General features: G+C 73.2%; 17 protein-coding genes. 11 read left to right on the forward strand and 6 right to left on the reverse strand.

Going from position 1 to position 19218, the window contains the following annotated elements; translation table 11 throughout:
- Positions 1 to 708 carry a TetR/AcrR family transcriptional regulator gene (locus AB0E85_RS30415; protein WP_361933774.1) on the reverse strand — a complete coding sequence of 236 codons (708 nt, stop codon included), beginning with the start codon at positions 706 to 708 and terminating at the stop codon, positions 1 to 3.
- Positions 709 to 833: 125 nt separating this feature from the next.
- On the opposite strand from AB0E85_RS30415, the gene AB0E85_RS30420 reads away from it, so the two are divergent.
- Positions 834 to 2051, forward strand: a complete 1218-nt coding sequence (locus AB0E85_RS30420) for a saccharopine dehydrogenase C-terminal domain-containing protein (RefSeq protein ID WP_361933776.1) — start codon at positions 834 to 836, stop codon at positions 2049 to 2051.
- 103 nt (positions 2052 to 2154) lie between these two features.
- Positions 2155 to 2409 (forward strand): WhiB family transcriptional regulator, encoded by a 255-nt coding sequence (locus AB0E85_RS30425; protein WP_030844076.1) that lies wholly within the window; start codon positions 2155 to 2157, stop codon positions 2407 to 2409.
- 23 nt (positions 2410 to 2432) lie between these two features.
- Here AB0E85_RS30425 and AB0E85_RS30430 read toward each other — a convergent pair whose 3' ends face one another.
- Positions 2433 to 2798, reverse strand: a complete 366-nt coding sequence (locus AB0E85_RS30430) for a DUF6098 family protein (RefSeq protein WP_361933778.1) — start codon at positions 2796 to 2798, stop codon at positions 2433 to 2435.
- Here AB0E85_RS30430 and AB0E85_RS30435 point away from each other — a divergent pair.
- On the forward strand, positions 2797 to 3147 hold the full coding sequence (locus AB0E85_RS30435; protein WP_361933781.1) for a DUF488 family protein: 351 nt from the start codon (positions 2797 to 2799) through the stop codon (positions 3145 to 3147). The genes AB0E85_RS30430 and AB0E85_RS30435 overlap by 2 nt on opposite strands.
- Before the next feature lie 19 nt (positions 3148 to 3166).
- Here AB0E85_RS30435 and AB0E85_RS30440 read toward each other — a convergent pair whose 3' ends face one another.
- On the reverse strand, positions 3167 to 4840 hold the full coding sequence (locus tag AB0E85_RS30440) for an FAD-binding dehydrogenase (protein ID WP_361933784.1): 1674 nt from the start codon (positions 4838 to 4840) through the stop codon (positions 3167 to 3169).
- Positions 4841 to 4857: 17 nt separating this feature from the next.
- Positions 4858 to 5496: a TetR/AcrR family transcriptional regulator gene (locus tag AB0E85_RS30445; RefSeq protein WP_361933787.1), complete on the reverse strand. Its 639-nt coding sequence runs from the start codon at positions 5494 to 5496 to the stop codon at positions 4858 to 4860.
- 102 nt (positions 5497 to 5598) lie between these two features.
- Here AB0E85_RS30445 and AB0E85_RS30450 point away from each other — a divergent pair, with 102 nt between their 5' ends.
- The 3 genes from AB0E85_RS30450 (at position 5599) to AB0E85_RS30460 (ending at position 8483) form a co-directional block, all read left to right on the forward strand.
- Positions 5599 to 6222 carry an alpha-ketoglutarate-dependent dioxygenase AlkB gene (locus AB0E85_RS30450; RefSeq protein ID WP_361933789.1) on the forward strand — a complete coding sequence of 208 codons (624 nt, stop codon included), beginning with the start codon at positions 5599 to 5601 and terminating at the stop codon, positions 6220 to 6222.
- A 201-nt stretch (positions 6223 to 6423) separates the two neighbouring features.
- The gene (locus tag AB0E85_RS30455; protein ID WP_361933792.1) at positions 6424 to 7170 is read left to right on the forward strand and encodes an MBL fold metallo-hydrolase; all 747 of its coding nucleotides are present in this window, start codon (positions 6424 to 6426) and stop codon (positions 7168 to 7170) included.
- A gap of 41 nt (positions 7171 to 7211) precedes the next feature.
- Positions 7212 to 8483 (forward strand): DUF4032 domain-containing protein, encoded by a 1272-nt coding sequence (locus AB0E85_RS30460; RefSeq protein WP_361933796.1) that lies wholly within the window; start codon positions 7212 to 7214, stop codon positions 8481 to 8483.
- A 13-nt stretch (positions 8484 to 8496) separates the two neighbouring features.
- Here AB0E85_RS30460 and AB0E85_RS30465 read toward each other — a convergent pair whose 3' ends face one another.
- On the reverse strand, positions 8497 to 9378 hold the full coding sequence (locus AB0E85_RS30465) for a universal stress protein (protein ID WP_361933799.1): 882 nt from the start codon (positions 9376 to 9378) through the stop codon (positions 8497 to 8499).
- Positions 9379 to 9552: 174 nt separating this feature from the next.
- Here AB0E85_RS30465 and AB0E85_RS30470 point away from each other — a divergent pair, with 174 nt between their 5' ends.
- From AB0E85_RS30470 to AB0E85_RS30485, 4 genes are all read left to right on the forward strand, one after another.
- On the forward strand, positions 9553 to 11229 hold the full coding sequence (locus AB0E85_RS30470; RefSeq protein ID WP_361933802.1) for an FAD-dependent oxidoreductase: 1677 nt from the start codon (positions 9553 to 9555) through the stop codon (positions 11227 to 11229).
- Positions 11226 to 12671, forward strand: coding sequence for an ATP-binding protein (locus AB0E85_RS30475; protein WP_361933804.1), 1446 nt, complete (start codon positions 11226 to 11228; stop codon positions 12669 to 12671). Before AB0E85_RS30470 ends, AB0E85_RS30475 begins: the two co-directional genes overlap by 4 nt.
- Complete coding sequence (locus AB0E85_RS30480; protein ID WP_361933807.1) at positions 12668 to 13021, forward strand: UBP-type zinc finger domain-containing protein; 354 nt, start codon at positions 12668 to 12670, stop codon at positions 13019 to 13021. Before AB0E85_RS30475 ends, AB0E85_RS30480 begins: the two co-directional genes overlap by 4 nt.
- Before the next feature lie 115 nt (positions 13022 to 13136).
- Positions 13137 to 16073 (forward strand): AAA family ATPase, encoded by a 2937-nt coding sequence (locus AB0E85_RS30485; protein ID WP_361933810.1) that lies wholly within the window; start codon positions 13137 to 13139, stop codon positions 16071 to 16073.
- A gap of 171 nt (positions 16074 to 16244) precedes the next feature.
- Here AB0E85_RS30485 and AB0E85_RS30490 read toward each other — a convergent pair whose 3' ends face one another.
- Complete coding sequence (locus AB0E85_RS30490) at positions 16245 to 17486, reverse strand: SGNH/GDSL hydrolase family protein (RefSeq protein WP_361933813.1); 1242 nt, start codon at positions 17484 to 17486, stop codon at positions 16245 to 16247.
- A 416-nt stretch (positions 17487 to 17902) separates the two neighbouring features.
- Here AB0E85_RS30490 and AB0E85_RS30495 point away from each other — a divergent pair, with 416 nt between their 5' ends.
- Positions 17903 to 19207 carry a CAP domain-containing protein gene (locus tag AB0E85_RS30495; RefSeq protein ID WP_361933816.1) on the forward strand — a complete coding sequence of 435 codons (1305 nt, stop codon included), beginning with the start codon at positions 17903 to 17905 and terminating at the stop codon, positions 19205 to 19207.
- Positions 19208 to 19218 lie beyond the last annotated feature (11 nt).

Genomic DNA, 19218 nt, shown 5'->3' on the forward strand with positions numbered 1-19218 from the left:
TCAGTTCCCGAGGGTCTCCAGGCAGGCCGCCGCGCTGTCCAGCAGCATCTCCAGGGCCGCCGGATAGGCACTGGTGAGCATGCGGGTGGCGAGCAGGGGCGCCGCCTCGGCGATGCGGGGATGGGTGGTGGCGGGAAGGCGGGCGTACGTCGAGCGCCACATGTCCTCGTCGGCGTGCAGCGAGTCGCTGGGCAGGGCCAGGGAGGCGGCGTCCAGGGCGGCGAAGGCCAGGGTCTGGTCGATGAAGGCGTGGTAGATGCGCACGGTGTCGGGCAACGGGAAGCCGGCCGTGCGCAGGACGTCCAGGACGGCCTCGTCGGCGGCCAGCTCGTGGGCCCGGCCCGTGACCCGGTTCGTGGTCAGCAGGGCCGCTTGCGGATGGGCGAGGTACGCGGCGTGGATGCGCAGCCCGAAGGACCGCAGGTCCGCCCGCCACTCCCCCGTGCGCCGCCAGCCCGCCAGGGCCTGGCCGATGAGCGCGTCGCCGATGGCGAGGGTCAGGTCGTCCATGCCCCGGAAGTAGCGGTAGAGCGTGCTCGGGTCGGCGTCCAGGGCGAGACCCAGCCGGCGCGCGGTCAGTCCCGCGCTGCCGTGTTCGCGCAGCATGCGCAGCGCGGTCTCGACGATCAGTTCCTCGGACAGCACGGTGCCGCTCCTGGTGGGCCTGCGCCGGCGGCGTTTGTCCTCGGGTACCACGGGCTTGGGCACGGCGGGCTCCCTCCCCGGGGACCGGCCCCGGTCCTTATGCCAACGCCATTGACCTTATGACAGAGGGCGGCGTTTCATCTCCCCCAGGGCGCGTCGCGTTCTTCGCACATAGGGAGTTTTCTGTCATGCGTGTACTGCTCGTGGGTGCCGGTGGTGTGGGCGGGGCGATCACCCGGATCGCGGCCCGGAGGCCGTTCTTCGAGGCCATGGTGGTGGCCGACTACGATCCGGCGCGGGCGGAGGCGGCCGTAGCGGCGCTGGACGGCGATCCGCGGTTCACCGCCGAGCAGGTGGACGCGGGCGACGAGGCGGCGGTGACCCGCCTGCTGGCCTGGCACCGCTGCGACGTCCTCCTCAACGCCACCGACCCCCGCTTCGTGATGCCGTTGTTCCGGGCGGCCCGCGCCGCGGGCGCCACCTATGTCGACATGGCCATGTCGCTGTCCCGCCCGCACGCCGAGCGGCCGTACGAGGAGTGCGGGGTCAAGCTCGGCGACGAGCAGTTCGCGCAGGCCGCCGACTGGGAGAAGGAGGGGCTGCTGGCCCTCGTCGGCATGGGTGTGGAGCCGGGCCTGTCGGACGTGTTCGCGCGGCACGCCGCCGACGAACTCTTCGACGAGATCGAGGAGATCGGCATCCGCGACGGCGCGAACCTGACCGTCGACGGCTACGACTTCGCGCCCTCGTTCAGCATCTGGACCACCATCGAGGAGTGCCTCAACCCGCCGGTCGTCTTCGAGACGGGCAAGGGCTGGTTCACCACCGAGCCCTTCAGTGAGCCCGAGGTCTTCGACTTTCCCGAGGGCATCGGTCCGGTCGAGTGCGTGAACGTGGAGCACGAGGAGGTGCTGCTCGTCCCGCGCTGGGTCGACGCCCGCCGGGTGACCTTCAAGTACGGCCTGGGCCGGGAGTTCGTCGAGACGCTGAAGACGCTGCACCTGCTGGGCCTGGACCGCACCGACCCGGTGACCGTGCCCGGGACGGACGGGCCGGTGCAGGTCTCGCCCCGGGACGTGGTCGCCGCGTGTCTGCCCGACCCGGCGACGCTGGGCGAGCGGATGCACGGCAAGACGTGCGCGGGCACCTGGGTGCGGGGTGTGAAGGACGGTGAGCCGCGCGAGGTGTACCTCTACCACGTGGTCGACAACCAGTGGTCCATGACGGAGTACGGCTCCCAGGCCGTGGTGTGGCAGACGGCGGTCAACCCCGTGGTCGCGCTCGAACTCCTGGCGACCGGCGCCTGGTCCGGTGCGGGGGTCCTCGGCCCGGAGGCCTTCCCGGCGCGGCCCTTCCTGGACCTGCTGACGGACTACGGCTCCCCCTGGGGCATGCGGGAGCAGTGAACCACTGTCCGGGAACGCCCTGTTTCAGGGTGCATCGACAGGTCACCCGAAAAGGAGTAAGCAGACGAGAGAGCACGTTTCTACTGCGATGCAGGTGACTTCGATGGACAACTGGCGAGACCACGCTGCCTGTCGGCACGAGGACCCCGAGCTCTTCTTCCCGATCGGCACCTCCGGCCCGGCTCTGCTGCAGACCGAGCAGGCCAAGGCGGTGTGCCGACGGCGCTGCCCCGTGCAGGAGCAGTGTCTGCAATGGGCCCTGGACACGGGGCAGTCCATCGGCGTGTGGGGCGGGACGAGCGAGAACGAACGGCGTGCGCTGAAGCGCCGCACGGCCGCCCGCCGCCGCTCCGGCTGACACCGGCCGCCACCCCTGGGGACTCAGCTGCGCCGCAGCGGGCCCCAGGGGTTTTGCTGCCGCGCCACCTCCGCCTTCGCCTCGTCGATGACCCGCCGGTCGATCCGGCACAGCGGGCGGACGTCGGTGACCAGCGGCTCGTTGTCCGGGCCGCGGGCGGCCTCCTTGCCGGCGAGCACCCAGGGGTGGACGCCCGGCCCCTTGTCGTGCGGCAGATGGGCGTAGTCGTGCAGGCGGCGGGCGACCCGCACGCGGACCGGCCGGTCCTGCCACCACTCCTCGACGCCGAGCGGACCGGCGGACGGCCCGCTCGGCTCCGGGCGGTGCGGACACCCGGCCGGGGTTAAGCTCGCGGCACTTCCGGACCGCCGAGAAGAGGAGCCGACCATGGGCGTGCGCGTGCGTCGTGTCTACGATCCCGCCGAGCCGGAGGACGGGGTGCGGGTCCTGGTCGACCGGCTGTGGCCGCGCGGCCTGGCGAAGGACGCGGCACGGGTGGACGAGTGGCCCAAGGCGATCACGCCGTCGACGGAGCTGCGGCGCTGGTACCACGCGGGCGAGGGCTCGTACGAGGAGTTCGCCGAGCGCTACGAGGAAGAGCTCGCCGCCGACGAGGCCGCCGAGGCCCTCGACGGGGTGCGTGCGCTGCTCCGCAAGGGGGACGTGACGCTGCTGACCGCTTCGAAGACGCCACAGGAGAGCCACGCGACGGTACTGGCCCGCCTCCTCCGTGCGTGAGGCGGGCCGTCCGGCGCGGTCAGGCGGTCTGCTGGGCCGCAGCGCGCCCCGCCGCCCGCCCCGAGAAGAGGCAGCCGCCGAGGAAGGTGCCCTCCAGGGCGTTGTAGCCGTGGACACCGCCGCCGCCGAAACCGGCTACCTCACCGGCCGCGTACAGCCCCTCGACCGGCTTGCCGTCGCCCCCGAGGGCGCGCGAGTCGAGGTCGGTCTGGATGCCGCCGAGGGTCTTGCGGGTGAGGATGTGCAGCTTGACGCCGATCAGCGGCCCGGCCGCCGGGTCGAGGATACGGTGCGGGGTGGCGACCCGGCCGAGGCGGTCGCCGATGTAGCGGCGGGCGTTGCGGATGCCCTGCACCTGGGCGTCCTTGGCGTAGGGGTTGGCGATCTGTAGGTCGCGGGCCTCGATCTGGCGCTTGATGCCGGCCGCGTCGAGGAGCGGCTTGTCGGTGAGTTCGTTCATCTTCGCGACGAGCTGCTCGACGGTGGGGGCGGTCACGAAGTCGGCGCCCTTGCGCAGGAAGGCGTCGACCGGTCCGGGCGCGCCCTTGCCGAGGATGCGTTCCTTGAGGAATCCGGCGCGGTCCTTGGCGGTGATGTCGGGGTTCTGCTCGGAGCCCGACAGGGCGAACTCCTTCTCGATGATCTTCTGCGAGAGGATGAACCAGGAGTGGTCGTAGCCGGCGATGTCCTCGGTGGTGCGCAGGTGCCTCAGGGTGCCCAGGGTGTCGTAGCCGGGCAGGAAGGGCCCGGGAAGGCGGCGGCCGAGGGCGTCGAACCACATCGAGGACGGTCCGGGCAGGATGCGGATGCCGTGGCCGGGCCAGATCGGGTCCCAGTTCTGCAGGCCCTCCGTGTAGTGCCACATGCGGTCGCGGTTGACCAGCCGGACGCCCGCCTCGGCGCTGATGTCGAGCATCCGCCCGTCCACGTAGGCGGGGACGCCGGTGACCATCTCACGCGGCGGGGTGCCGAGGCGTTCGGGCCAGTAGCGGCGCACGATGTCGTGGTTGGCGCCGATGCCGCCGCTGGTGACGATGACGGCCTGGGCGGTGAGTTCGAACTCGCCGATCGCCTCCCGGCTGGAGGCGACACCCCGGGGTGAGGGGTCCTCGGCCAGGACCGTGCCGCGTACGCCCCGGGCGGTGCCGCCCTCGACGACGAGCGCGTCGACGCGGTGACGGTGGTGGAAGGTGAGCAGGCCGTCGCGGGCGGCCTGCTTGGCGTACCGCACGAACGGTTCGACGACGCCCGTGCCCGTGCCCCAGGCGACGTGGAAGCGGGGCACGGAGTTGCCGTGCCCGTGTGCCGTGAGGTCGCCGCGCTCGGCCCAGCCGACGGTGGGCAGGAACGTGATGCCGTGCCCGTCGAGCCAGGACCGCTTCTCCCCCGCGGCGAACTCGACGTAGGCGCGGGCCCAGCGCACGGCCCAGGAGTCCTCGTCCTCCAGCCGGTCGAAGCCGGCGCTGCCGCGCCAGTCGTTCCAGGCGAGGTCGAAGGAGTCCTTGATGCCCAGGCGCCGCTGTTCGGGCGAGCCGACGAGGAACAGCCCGCCGAAGGACCAGAAGGCCTGGCCGCCGAGGTTGGCCGCGTTCTCCTGGTCGACAAGGGCGACGCGCCGGCCCCTGCTGGTCAGCTCGTGTGCCGCGACCAGACCGGCGAGACCCGCTCCGACGACGATGACATCGGCATCCATGGCGACCGTTCCCTTCTTCAGTTCTTCGAGTGGGCGAGGGTGCCGCTGCCGTCCGTCAGCAGGGCCGTGAGCAGTTGCTTCAGCCAGCCGCGGGCGTGCTCCACGTCCCGGTCCAGCAGCAGTTGCGTGGTGACGCCGTCGTACGCGGCGACCACGGCACGGGCGGCGCCGTCGGTGTCGCCCAGTACGGCGGGCAGCGCGGTGTGCCCGCGGGCCCGGCCGAGCCGGTCGGCGATGGCCTGCCGCAGCCGCGCGCGGTGTTCGAGCAGGCCTCGTGCGACCTCCGGGTCGCGGGCGGCGTGCACGAGGAAGTCCGTCTTCACCAGGAGCCAGTCGCGGTCGAGGAGCAGCACGTCGGTGACCCGGTCCACGGCGGCGGGCACGTCGAGGTCGGGCCCGTCGAGGGCGAGGGCCCCGGCCACCTGCTCGGCGATCAGGTCGGCGCGCTGGCGGTAGAGGGCGAAGAACAGCTCGTCGAGGCTGGAGAAGTTGGAGTAGAAGGCGCCTCTGCTGTAGCCGGCGGCCTCGCAGACCTCCTCGATCGAGACGTGCCCGAAGCCCTTGGCCGCGAACACGGTGAAGGCCGCCTCCAGGAGGTTGGCGCGGGTGCGGACCCGGCGTCTGGTGACGCGTCCGGTGCTTCCCTCGACAGCCATGCCCAGCCCTCCTTTCGATACATGACTGTATTGGATGCACCGATGTATCGAAAGACCGAGGTCATATGGAACACATTTTCGATTCAGGAGTACGCTGGGTCCATGCACCTCCAGGGCTCCCTCTTCGACCAGGCCGACGAGCTGCGCCTCGGCCGCCTGGACCGGATCAGCCGTACCGACCTGGGCTTCGGTGCCTGGCTGGACGTACTGCCCGGGTGGCTCCACGGGTCGGACGCGCTGTTCGAACAGCTGGCGGCCGAGGTGCCGTGGCGGGCGGAGCGGCGCACGATGTACGACCACGTGGTCGACGTCCCCCGCCTGCTCGCCTTCTACGGCGTGGACGACCGGCTGCCGCACCCGGTGCTGGCCGAGGCGCGGGAGGCGCTGAGCGCCCACTACGGCGAGGAGCTGGGCGAGCCGTTCACCACGGCCGGGCTGTGCTACTACCGCGACGGCCGCGACAGTGTGGCCTGGCACGGCGACCGGATCGGGCGCGGTGCGCGCGAGGACACGATGGTCGCGATCCTGTCGGTCGGAGCGCCCCGGGACCTGCTGCTGCGTCCCGTCGGGGGCGGCCGGGACACCGTCCGCCGTCCGCTGGGCCATGGCGACCTCGTCGTGATGGGCGGTTCCTGCCAGCGCACCTGGGAGCACGCGATCCCCAAGAGCACGCGCGCGACGGGGCCGCGCATCAGCATCCAGTTCCGCCCGCACGGCGTGCGGTGAGGGCGTACCGGACGGCCGGCCGCGCGGCTGCCCGCGCAGAGGGGTACCGGACGGCCGGCCCGGCGGCCGCCCGCGCAGAGGGCGTGCCGAACGACCCGCCGCACGGCCCCCGTTGATGCGGACCCGGCGATTCCGTCCACCGCGGGGTCTGCTTTCCTTCTCCCATCGGGCCGGTACCGGGACCACACGAGGCGGGCGATCATGCGGGCGGACGTACACCACGTCGCGGACGGCACCTATCTGGTGCACGGCTCCCATACGAACTGGGTGATCCTCACGGAGGGGGACGCCGTCACGCTGGTCGACACCGGCTACCCCGGGGACCGGGAACAGCTCCTGGCCTCCCTCGCCGAGGTGGGCAGTTCCCCTGAGGCCGTCGCGGCCGTGCTGATCACGCACGCCCACAACGACCACCTGGGCAACGCCGAGTACCTGCGCGCCGCCCACGGCACGCCCGTCCACCTGCACGAGGCCGAAGTGCCGCACGCGCGCCGGGAGTTCCTCCACCAGGTGTCCATCGGCACGGTACTGAAGAACGGCTGGCGCCCGGGGGTGCTGCCGTGGGCGGTGCACGCCCTGCGCTCGGGCGGCACGGACCACGTCCCCGTCATGGCTCCGCAGGCGTTCCCGGCGGCGGGCGCCCTGGACCTGCCCGGGCGGCCGGTGCCGGTGCACACACCCGGCCACACCGACGGGCACTGCGCCTACCACCTGCCCGGCACCGGCGTGCTGATCTCCGGGGACGCCCTGGTCAGCGGGCACCCCACCACGCGGGCTGAGGGGCCGCAGCTGCTGCCGGACATGTTCCACCACGAGCGGCCGCGTGCCCTGGCCTCCCTGGACGTCCTGGCGGAGCTGGAGGGCGAACTGCTGCTCCCCGGGCACGGGCCGGTCCACCGCGGCCCGGTGCGGGACGCCGCTCTCCGGGCCCGGGAACGCGCCCTCTAATCTGATGTGACGATCGGCGGCGAGACAAGGACACCCGGCCCATGGCACTGCAGATCAGCGCGACCAACCCGGAGCACCCCGCGCTCCTGCTGGAACTGCCGTGGGACGTGCCCCTGGAGGAGTGGCCGGAGGAGTACCTGGTGCCGCTGCCGCGCGGCATCTCCCGCCACGTGGTGCGCTACTCGCGGGCGGGCGACGAGGTGATCGCCGTCAAGGAGCTGGCCGAGCGCCCGGCGCTGCGCGAGTACGACATGCTGCGCGACCTGGACCGGCTCGGCATCCCCTCGGTGGACCCGCTGGCCGTGGTCACGGGCCGCACCGACGCGAGCGGCGCCCCGCTGGAGAGCGTGCTGGTCACCCGGCACCTGGGCGGTTCGATGCCGTACCGCTCGATGTTCGAGACGACCATGCGCCCGGCCACCATGCACCGGCTGATGGACGCGCTCGCCGTGCTCCTGGTGCGGCTGCACCTGGCCGGGTTCGCCTGGGGCGACTGCTCCTTGTCGAACACCCTCTTCCGGCGCGACGCGGGCGCCTACGCCGCCTACCTGGTCGACGCCGAGACCGGTGACCTGCATCCGCAGCTCAGCCAGGGGCAGCGCGAGTACGACCTCGACCTCGCCCGCGTGAACATCAGCGGGGAGCTGCTGGACCTGGAGGCGTCGGGGGCGCTGCACCCGTCAGTGGACCCGATCGAGTTCGGCATGGAGATCTGCGCCCGCTACCGCGGCCTGTGGGACGAACTGACCCGGGCCTCCGTCTACCCGGCCGGGAAGTACCACTACATAGAGCGCCGGATCCGCCGCCTGAACGACCTCGGGTTCGACGTCGCGGAGATGCAGATCGAGCACGCCTCGAACGGCGACACGGTCAGCTTCGTGCCCAAGGTCGTCGACGCGGGCCACCACCAGCGGCAGCTGCTGCGCCTGACCGGTCTCGACACGGAGGAGAACCAGGCCCGGCGGCTGCTGAACGACCTGGAGAGCTGGATGGCGACCCAGGACGACTACGCGCCGGGCGATCCTCCCCCAAGTTCTCGGCTTCGCTCGAACAGGGGGGACCCCCATGGAGCCCGCCCTGAAGTCCTGGCGCACCGCTGGGTGCGGGAGGTGTTCCGGCCGACCGTGCGGGCCGTGCCCCTCGAACTGCGCGGCGCGATGGACCCGGCGGAGATCTACCACCAGCTCCTCGAACACCGCTGGTACCTCTCCGAGCGGGCCCAGCACGACATCGGGCTCGACGCGGTGGTCGAGGACTACATTCGCAACATCCTGCCCAAGGCCCGCAAGACGCTGCAACCGACGGCGGAGTGAGCGGCCGGTGCCCTCACCCGTGGGGCACCACCGCCACCGGGCAGTCCGCGTGGTGCAGCATCCCGTGGGCCACCGAGCCGATGCGGGCCCCGACGGCCGTGCGATGGGCCCGGCGGCCGACGACCATCAGCTGGGCCGTCCCGGCCACCGACAGCAGCACCTGGCTGGCGCTGCCCATCTCGACGTGTTCCTCGACCGGCACGTCGGGGAAGCGTTCCCGCCAGGGCCGGACCGCGGCGGCCAGGCTCTTCTTCTCGTACGGCTCCAGCCCGCCGGCCTCGTCGAGGAGCTTCAGCGAGCCCGGGCTGTAGGCGAAGACGGGAGGCAGGTTCCAGGCCCGGACGACCCGGACGGTCGCCCCGCGAGCGGCGGCCGTCTCGAAGGCGAAGCGCAACGCCTCCGCACTGTCCTCCGGGTCGCCCTGCTGGCCGACGACGATCTCGCGCCCGGCGGCCTCGGACGAGGGCTGGTCACCGGCCCGGACGAGCACCACGGGCCGGGTGGCCGCGGCGATCACCTGCTGGCCGACCGAGCCGAGCAGGAATCCGACGATGCGACCGTGCCCGCGTGAGCCGAGCACCAGCGTCTCGGCGTCGGCCGCGGCGGCGACCAGGGTGTCGGCCACCGCGCCCTCGATGACGTCGGTGGTCACCGCGAGGTCCGGATGCCGTGCGGTGACCGTCCCGACGGCCTCGCTCACGGCGCTGTGCACCCATTCGCCCTGGCTGTCGGCGTCGCCCTCGATCCCCGCTTCCAGCGCCTGCTGCGGCTGGAACCGCCAGGCGTGCACCACACGCAGCGGCCGCTCGCGGCGTACCGCCTCCCGTGCCGCCCAGGCCAGGGCCGCGAGGCTCTCCTGCGATCCGTCGACCCCTGCGGTGATCGGGCGTGTCATCCCGCTGCCTCCCTAGTCACGACCACTACCTGCTGCCGCCCAGTCTTCACCACGCCCGCCGGAAGCGGATCTCCGTATCGAAGCGCTGCGCAGCGATCGAACATACGATGGGCGGAGGTCGGCGCGGTGCTCCGGGCGCCGCGCCGTGAGTCGACCGCCCGGCGTGGGGGACGTATGGCACAGGCCGCCGATTCGGCGCGGACCGTCATCATGACCGTGGACGACGACCCGGGTGTCTCCCGGGCCGTTGCCCGGGACCTGAGGCGGCGGTACGGCGCGTCGTACCGGATCGTGCGGGCGGAGTCCGGCGAGTCCGCGCTGGAGGCGCTGCGGGAACTGAAGCTGCGCGGCGACCTCGTTGCGGTGATCCTGGCCGACTACCGGATGCCGCAGATGAACGGCATCGAGTTCCTCGAACAGGCCCTGGACGTCCACCCGGGCGCGCGGCGCGTGCTGCTGACCGCCTACGCGGACACGAACGCCGCGATCGACGCGATCAACGTCGTCGACCTCGACCACTACCTGCTGAAGCCGTGGGACCCGCCCGAGGAGAAGCTGTACCCGGTCCTCGACGATCTGCTCCAGGCATGGCGGTCCAGCGACTTCCGGCCCGTGCCCAGCACCAAGGTCGTGGGGCACCGGTGGTCGTCACGCTCCTCGGACGTACGGGAGTTCCTGGCCCGCAACCAGGTGCCGTACCGCTGGTACTCCGCCGACGAGCCGGAGGGGCGGCGGCTGCTGGCGGCGGCCGGCGAGGACGGGATGCGGCTGCCGGTGGTCATCACACCCGACGGGACACCGCTGGTGGAGCCGGAGGCCGTCGACCTCGCCGCCCGGGTCGGTCTGGCGACGACCCCGACGGCCGACTTCTACGACCTCGTCGTCATCGGTGGCGGCCCGGCCGGGCTCGGCGCGGCGGTCTACGGCGCCTCCGAGGGGCTGCGGACGGTGCTGGTGGAGCGGTCGGCGACCGGCGGGCAGGCCGGGCAGAGCTCCCGCATCGAGAACTACCTGGGCTTCCCCGACGGCGTGTCGGGGGCCCAGCTCACCGACCGGGCGCGGCGGCAGGCGGCCAAGTTCGGCGCCGAGATCCTCACCGCGCGCGAGGTGACGGCCCTGGAGGTCAACGGCGCCGCCCGGATCGTGCGGTTCTCCGACGGCTCGGCGGTCGCCGCGCACAGCGTGATCCTGGCGACCGGCGTGTCCTACCGGCAGCTGGCGGCGCCCGGCTGCGAGGACCTGACCGGCTGCGGGGTCTACTACGGGTCGGCCCTGACGGAGGCCCCCGCCTGCCAGGGCCAGGACGTGTACATCGTGGGCGGCGCCAACTCGGCCGGGCAGGCGGCCATGTACCTGTCCCGGGGTGCCAAGTCGGTGACGCTGCTGGTGCGCGGCGAGTCGCTGGCGGCGTCGATGTCGCACTACCTGATCCAGCAGATCGAGGAGTCGCCCAACATCCAGGTCCGTGCCCGCACGGTCGTCGAGGAGGCGCACGGCGACGGCCGGCTGGAGCGGCTGACGCTGCGGGACGTGGAGAGCGGACAGACCGAACAGGTCGACGCCCAGTGGGTGTTCGTGTTCATCGGCGCGGCCCCGCTGACCGGCTGGCTGGACGGGACGGTGCTGCGGGACGAGCGCGGGTTCATCCTCGCCGGGCCCGATCTGAGCGCCGACGGCCGCCCGCCCGAGGGCTGGGAGCTGGACCGTCCGCCGTACCACCTGGAGACCAACGTGCCCGGCGTGTTCGTGGCGGGCGACGCCCGCTCCGAGTCCGCGAAGCGGGTCGCGTCCGCCGTCGGAGAGGGAGCCATGGCCGTGATGCTCGTCCACCGGTACCTGGAGCAGTCGTGAGCGGGCGGTCGGCACCCTGCAACCCGCAGGAGATCGGGGCGCTGTTCCTGTTCGAGAAGCTCACGCCCGAGCAGCTCGGCCGGCTGTGCGCCGAGGGCCGCGTGGAGCGGTTCGAGCCCGGGCCCGTGTACACCGAGGGCGAGCCCGCCACCTGCTTCTACGTGATGCTCGAAGGCACGGTGGTGCTCTACCGCCGGGTCGGCGGGGACGACGTGGAGGTGACCCGGACCTCCCAGCGCGGGGTGTACGCGGGATCGATGCAGGCGTACCTGGGCGACCGGGTGCGGCAGGTCTACAACAACTCCATGCGCGTCACGGAGCCGACGCGGTTCTTCGTGCTGCCCGCCGACACGTTCGCGGGGATCATGCAGGAGTGGTTCCCGATGGCGGTGCATCTGCTGGAGGGGCTGTTCTTCGGTTCGAAGAGCACACAGCGGGCGATCGGCCAGCGGGAACGGCTGCTGGCGCTGGGCTCGTTGTCCGCGGGGCTCACCCACGAGCTGAACAACCCCGCCGCGGCGGCCGTGCGGGCGACGGCGACCCTGCGGGAACGGGTCGGCAAGATGCGCCACAAGCTGGCGGTCATCGCGCAGGGTTCCTACTCCCCCGAGGTCATGGCCAACCTGATCGACATCCAGGAGCGCACGGCCGAACGGGTCGCGAAGGCACCGGGCTTGAGTCCGCTGGAGGCCTCCGACCGGGAGGACGCCGTGTCCGACTGGCTGGACGACCAGGGCATCCCGGAGGGCTGGCGGATCGCGCCCACCTTCGTCCAGGCCGGTCTCGACGTGGACTGGCTGGACCAGGTCAAGGCGGCGGTGGACGAGGACATCCTGCCGAGCGCGATCGGGTGGCTCAACTACACCGTCGAGACCGAGCTGCTGATGGACGAGATCAACGACTCGACCGCCCGCATCTCGCACCTCGTGGACGCGGCGAAGCAGTACTCGCAGCTCGACCGGGCGCCCTTCCGCCACGCCGACGTGCACGAACTCCTCGACTCCACCCTGCTGATGCTGTCGGGCAAGATCGGCAAGCGGATCGAGGTCGTCAAGGACTACGACCGTACGCTGCCGGAGATCCCCGCGTATCCGGCGGAGCTCAACCAGGTGTGGACGAACCTCATCGACAACGCGGTCGCGGCGATGAACAGTGCGGGCGGGGAGGGGACGTTGACGGTGCGGACGGCCGCGGACCACGACCGGCTGCTGGTGGAGTTCCGCGACACCGGCGTCGGGATCCCGGCGGAGGACCGGGGGCGCATCTTCGACCCCTTCTTCACCACCAAGCCCGTGGGTGAGGGGACCGGGCTCGGGCTCGACATCTCCTGGCGGATCGTGGTCAACAAGCACCACGGGAACATCCAGGTGGAGTCGGAGCCGGGCGACACGCGTTTCCAGGTACTGCTTCCGCTGACGGCGGTCGAGGAGGAGTCGGCATGAGTGCGGAGAACGGAATCGACCCGGGTGCCGCGCCGAGCGGCAGTGGCTGCGCGGAGTGCGACGCGGCGGGCGGGTGGTGGTTCCATCTGCGGCGGTGTGCGCAGTGCGGGCACGTGGGGTGCTGTGACAGTTCGCCGGCGAAGCACGCGACGGGGCACTTCCGGGAGACCGGGCATCGGTTCGTGCAGAGCTTCGAGCCGGGCGAGGACTGGTACTGGAACTACGAGACGAACGAGTTGTACGAGGGCGGGCCGGAGCTGGCCGAGCCGGTGAGTCACCCGGCCGACCAGCCTGCGCCGGGTCCGGCGGGACGGGTGCCGGCGGACTGGGCGAAGGTGTTGCGCGCCTAGGATTTCGGCGCTCGCTGTCCGGTGGCGGTCGCGGGCCGTCTCCGGTTGGTCGCGCCCACGCGGCGGAGCCGCACCATGTCAGAGCCCCGCGCCCCTGAACAAGAAGGTTGGTCCTGTGCAGCAGGCTTCATCGGCCACGCCCGTCGTCGGGCGGGACGCCGAACTCACGCGGCTCTCCGGTGTCCTGGAGCGGGCGCGCGGCGGTGAGGCGAGGGCCGTGCTGATCGCCGGGGACGCCGGCGTCGGCAAGACCCGCGTGCTCGACGAGGCCGGCGGGCTGGCCGCCGCGACGGGCATGACCGTCGTCACCGGGCACTGCGTGGATCTCGGTGACGTCGGGCTGCCGTATCTGCCGTTCACGGAGATCCTGGGGGCGCTGGCCGCCGACGAGCGGTTCTCGGCTGCTCTGGCCACGTATCCCGTGGTCGAGCGGCTGCTGGGGGCCGGATCCGATGCCGTGCGGGACGTGGACGGGCGGTTGCGGCTGTTCGAGGGGATGGCGGGCCTGCTGGCCGATGTGGCGGAGGTCGCGCCGCTGCTGCTCGTGCTGGAGGATCTGCACTGGGCCGACCAGTCCTCGCGGGATCTGCTGCGGTTCCTGCTCGGCCGGGGCGTGCTCCGGCACCGGCTGGCGGTGTTCGCCTCGTACCGGACCGACGACCTGCACCGCAGGCATCCGCTGCGGCCCCTGCTGGCGGAGCTGATACGGCTGCCCGTCGTCGAGCGGCTGGAGTTGCGGCCGCTGGCCGACCCCGACGTGGACCGGCTGGTGCGCGCCCTGGAGCCCAGGCCGCTGCCGGAGGCGACGGTGCGCCGGATCGTGGAGCGGGCCGAGGGCAACGCGTTCTACGCGGAGGAGTTGCTGGCCGCCACCGACACAGAGTCCGGTGGGGTGCCCAGCGGCCTCGCCGATGTGCTGCTGATCCGTTTCGAGCAGCTCTCCGAGACAGCGCAGCAGGTGCTGCGGACCGCCGCCGTGGCCGGGCGCCGGGTGGATCACGATCTGCTGCGGGAGGCGGCCGGACTGCCGGAGACGGAGCTGGAGTCGGCGCTGCGGGCCGCGGTGGGGCGGCAGCTGCTCGTCGCCGGGGACGACGACACGTACTCCTTCCGGCACGCCCTCGCCCGCGAAGCCGTCTACGCCGATCTGCTGCCCGGGGAGCGGGCGAGGCTGCACGGCGCGTTCGCGCGGTTGCTCGCCGGGCGCGGGCACCGGGCCGAGAGTGCCGCCGAGCGCGCCCACCACTACCGGGAGAGCCACGACCTGGCCGAGGCGCTGGCCGCTTCGCTGGAGGCCGCCGATCACGCCCAGCAGGTCGGCGCGCCGGCCGAGGAGCAGCGGCATCTCGAAACGGCCCTGGATCTGTGGCCGGCTGTCGGCGCCGAGGCCCGTCCGTCGGGCGTGGGTGTCGACCGGGTGACGCTGACCCTGCGGGCCTCCGCGGCGGCCGCGCACGCCGGGGAGCTGCACCGGGCGGTCGCCCTCACCCGGTCCGCGCTGGCGGAGCTGGGCCAGGACACCGACTCCGAACTCGCCGCCCGGGTCCGCTACACGCTCGCCGGTGACCTGCTGCGGGTGGACAGCCTGACGGCGGCGTTCGCCTACAGCAGCGAGGCCCTGGCGATGATCCCGGAGGACCCTCCGTCACACACGTGGGTGTGGGCGGCGGCCACCCATGTCCTGGCCGCACGGCACGTCGGGGAGAACGAGACCGCGCTGAAGGTCGCCCGCCGGGCCCTGGGCGTGGCGGAGCGGCTGCGGGTGACCGACGCCCAGGCGGACCTGCTGATCTCGCTGGCCGTCTTCGACGGCGAGGGGCGGCGCGGCCTGGAGGGCCGTCAGCGGCTGCACAAGGCCAGGGAACTGGCCCGGAGTTCGGGCAACGCGCCCGTGGAGCTGCGTGCTCTGTTCAACCTGGCCATGGGCTGCTACGAGTCCGGTGCCCTGTCGGAGTGCGTGCCCTTCCTGACGGAGGGCCTGGACCGGGCGCGGCAGGCCGGGCTGCTGTCGTCGCCGTATCCGCTGGAGATGCGCTACCTGCGGCTGTTGGTGCTCAGCGTGCTGGGCCGCTGGGACGAATGTGTGCGCGCGGCGGCGGTCGACGCCGAGGTGCTGCCGGCCGCAGGCGGGTACACGATGGGCCCCGCCTTGTTCGTGGCCCTCGCGCGGGGAGACGTCGCGGCGGCCGACCGGGCGCGTGCCCTGCTCAAGGGACCGTTCGACTGGATGGCCGCCTTGGTGGCGGGCATCGTGCTCACCGAGGCCGCGGCGCTGCGGAGTGACCCCGAGGAAGCGGTGCGGTGGGCGCGGTCCACGGTCACGGCGCTCACCGATCAGACGGGCGCCCGTCCCGATGTGGCGGTCCGGCTCGCCGCCCTGGCGCTGGCGGCGGTGGCCGACGCGGCCGCCGGGCTGCGGCTGACCGGGGACGAGGCCGGGGCGCACCGCTGGACGGGTACCGCGTCGGAACTGGTGGAACTGGCGCGGGCCACTGCGGCCCGGGGCGAACACGGCGCCGCCCAGGGTCCCGAGGGGCAGGCCTGGCTGGCGCGGGCCGAGGCGGAGTGGGTCCGGGCCCGGTCGGGACCGGACGTGGCGGCGTGGGCGGCGGCGGTGACCGCGTTCGGCTACGGCGACGTCTACGAGCGGGCGCGGTGCCGGCTGCGGTACGCCGAAGCCCTGGTGGCGGCCGGGCAGCGCGAGGAGGCCGCCGTCGAGGCCCGGGCGGTCCGGGAGACCGCGGACCTCCTGGACGCAGCGCCCCTGCGGGACCGGGTGGACACCCTGATCCGTCGCGGCCGGCTCTCGGACAGGCCCGGCGGCGACGGCGGGGCGGCCGTACTCACGGCGCGCGAGCAGGACGTGCTGCGGCTGCTCGCGCTGGGCCGCAGCAACCGTCAGATCGGTGAGGAGCTGTTCATCAGCGGTAAGACCGCGAGCGTCCACGTCTCCAACATCCTCGCCAAGCTGGGCGCGTCGAGCCGCGGCGAGGCCGTGGCGATCGCCTACCGCGAGGGCCTGATCACCCCGGAGCCGTCGGCGTCCGGCTGACCGGCGGGAGCAGGAGTCTGGTTCGGCGGCCGTCGTGGGTCGTCCGACGCCGCCGGCCCGCCGCACGCTCCGTCGGCCATGGCCGCCACCACGGTGCGGGCCGGTGCGGTGCGGCGGACCGGCGGCGTCGGACGTGGGCAGTGTGCGGGCCTCGCGCTGTGGCGGGCGGTGTCAGCGGGTTCCGCAGTCGAGGCTCCCGGGATCGACGGCGTCGGCCATCGCCCGCATCCCGTTGTCGTTGGGGTGCAGGTGGTCGCCGCCGTCGAAGGCGGGCAGCAGCCGTTCCGGATCGGAGGGGTCGAGCAGGACGTGGTCGAAGTCGGTGACCGCGTCGAACTCGCCGCCGTCGCGGATGAAGGCGTTGACCTGCCGTCGCACCGCTTCCCCGGCGGGGTCCCACTCCTGCCAGCCCTTGTAGGGGGCGATCGTGGCGCCGACGACGCACTTCCCGGCCGCGTGCGCCCGGTCGATCAGCTTGCGGTAGCCGGCGATCAGCCCGGCGCCCGCGGCAGCGGGCTCGGCCTTGATGTCGTTGACGCCCTGGAAGAGGAACACGGTGCGGACGCCCGGGAGGGAGAGCGCGTCCCGCTCCATGCGGTTCAGCGCGCTCTGCCCGGGGCCGTCGAGGAGGACCTTGTTCCCGGCGATGCCCGCGTTGGCCACGCCTTCGACCGTGGTGCCGGATGCGGCCAGGCGGCGGGCCAGGTAGTCGGGCCAGCGGCGGTTGCGGTCGGTCGTGGACTGCCAGCCGTCGGTGATGGAGTCGCCGAGGGCGGCCACGGCGCCGGTCCCCTTGCGGGGCCGTACGGTGACGGCGTCGAGGTAGAACCAGGAGCCGGTCCGCCGCTTCCAGTTCGCCGCGCCCTCCTCGGCGGCGTGGTCACCGCGCGTGGTGTACGACGTCTGCATCGCCAGCCAGTGCCCGGTGAGCGCGCCGCCCGCCCGGGGCACGTGCAGGCTGACGGCGAGCGTGCGCCCGGCGGGGACGTGGCCGGGCAGCGGGTCGCTGTAGACGATGCCCCCGGCGGGGACGGTGACGGAGCGGGCGCCGCCGAAGGTCAGGCGCCTGTTGCTGCCGGGGACGAGTGCGGCGCCGCGGCGTTGCAGCCCCGCGTGGACGTTGCCGAACGTGACCGGCCGGTCGCCGAAGGCGTTGGACAGCCGCACCCTGAGGTCGCTGCCCCCGACGCTGGTGCGCACCATCAGCCGGTAGCCGCGGTCGGCCGCCGCCTCGCCGACGTGACCCGCTGAGGAGGCCCAGGTGACCACGGAGCGCCCGGCCGCCGTGGGGGCGCCGGGCGGCGGGCTCGGCTGGTCCCCGGGAGGTACCGTGCCGGTTCCGCAGCCCAGCGCGACGCAGGTGGAGAGGGCGGACAGGGCGGCACGGCAGCGGGGGCGTGCGGTGCGGGGCATCGTCGGCGCTCCTTCGGCCGGTCGGTCGGATGCGGGCGGTGTCGCGGGACCAGGTACCCGGCGTGCGAGGTTCCTGCTGGTCGTCCCGGCGTACGACACGGTAGTGGTGCGGCCGCCGGCCCTGTGCGGGGTGGCCCCGGCGGGCGTGCCGCGCCGCCGCGCCGGCCGGCTACGCAGCCGCCGCGCACGACGCGCTCGGCGTCGGCCCGGGCGACCGCGGTGGAGAGGCGACTACGGGAAGGCCGGTACGGGGAGGCCGGTACGGGGAGGCCGGTGCAGGGAGGCCAGTACCGGGAGGCCGATACCAGGAGGCCCGTGCAGGGAGGCCGGTGCAGGAAGGCCGGTGCGGGAACCCCCGTGCTCCGACGGCCGTTGTCCGGGCAACCGGTCCCGTGCGGGGAGGGCAGGGCGGCACGATGAACGAGTTGGTTCCCGGGGGAAATCTGACCCTCCCCGGCGGTGCGGTGAACGTCCGGGTGCCCGGGCCGTTCGACCTGTCCGCGCTCGTGACGGACGACGGCGGAAAGGTCCGCGGCGACGGCGACTTCGTCTTCTACAACCAGCCGTCGGCGCCGGGAGCCGTCCTGCGGGGCGACACGCTCACCGTGGACCCGCAGGGGCTGCGCCCCGGCGCGACCCGGGTCACCGTCGTCGTCAGCCCCTCGGACCCCGCGACCGCGCTCGGCGTCCTGCCCTCCCCGACGCTCCACGTCGCCGACGCGCACGGCAGCCCGCTCACCCGCTTCACCCCGCCGTCCCCTGGGCAGGAGGCGGTCCTGCTGCTCGCGGAGCTCTACCGGCGCGGCGGCCGCTGGAAGCTGCGCGCCCTGGGCCAGGGGTACGCCGACGGACTGGCGGGCCTGGCTCGGGACTTCGGCGTCGACGTCGTGGACGACCCCGCCCCCGGCGCCTCCTCCTGCGCTCCCGGCGCCTCCCCCGCCCCCGATCCCGGCGGCTTCCTTCCCTTGGTCAACGCCGCGCGGACCGCGTCCGGTTCATCACCCCTCCACCTGGACGCCCGCCTGGTGTCGGCGGCTCGGGAGCACGCCGCCGCCATGGCCGCCGCCGGGCGTCTCGGCGTCGAGACACGCGACGGCGTCTCCGTCTACCAGCGCGTCGTCGGCTCCGGGTTCACGTACCTCACCCTCGGCGAGCATCTGGTGTCCGGACCGCGTACGGCCGCCGAGTTCGTCGCGTACTGCGTGCGCACGGACGGGGCCCGGCGCACCCTGCACGACCCGGCGTTCACCCACGCCGGACTCGCCCACGTGCACGACGGCCCGTCCGGTGACACCTTCTGGACGGCGCTGTGGGCGAGGCCGTTCACGCCGGACGGACTGGCCGGCACGGCCGCGGCCGTCGTCGACCTCACCAACCGGGAGCGAGCCCGGGCCGGGCTCCCGCCCCTGGCCGCCGATCCGTTGCTCACCACGGCGGCCCAGGCGCACAGCGCGGACATGGTGGCCCGCGCCTTCTACGCCCACACCGCCCCCGACGGTTCCCGGCCCTGGGACCGGGCCGCCGCGGCCGGTTCGACCCGGCGCACCATCGGCGAGAACATCGCCTGCGGCCAGCGTTCCCCGGCCGACGTCGTGGAGGGCTGGATGAACAGCCCCGGGCACCGGGCCAACATCCTCGGACCGGGCTTCACCCACATCGGCATCGGCTTCGCCGGCGGCGGCCGGGCCGGCACGTACTGGACGCAGCTCTTCGGCGGTTGACGCCTGCGACC

It is taken from the genome of Streptomyces sp. NPDC029044, assembly GCF_040637495.1.
In the GTDB taxonomy this organism is placed as follows: Bacteria; Actinomycetota; Actinomycetes; order Streptomycetales; family Streptomycetaceae; genus Streptomyces.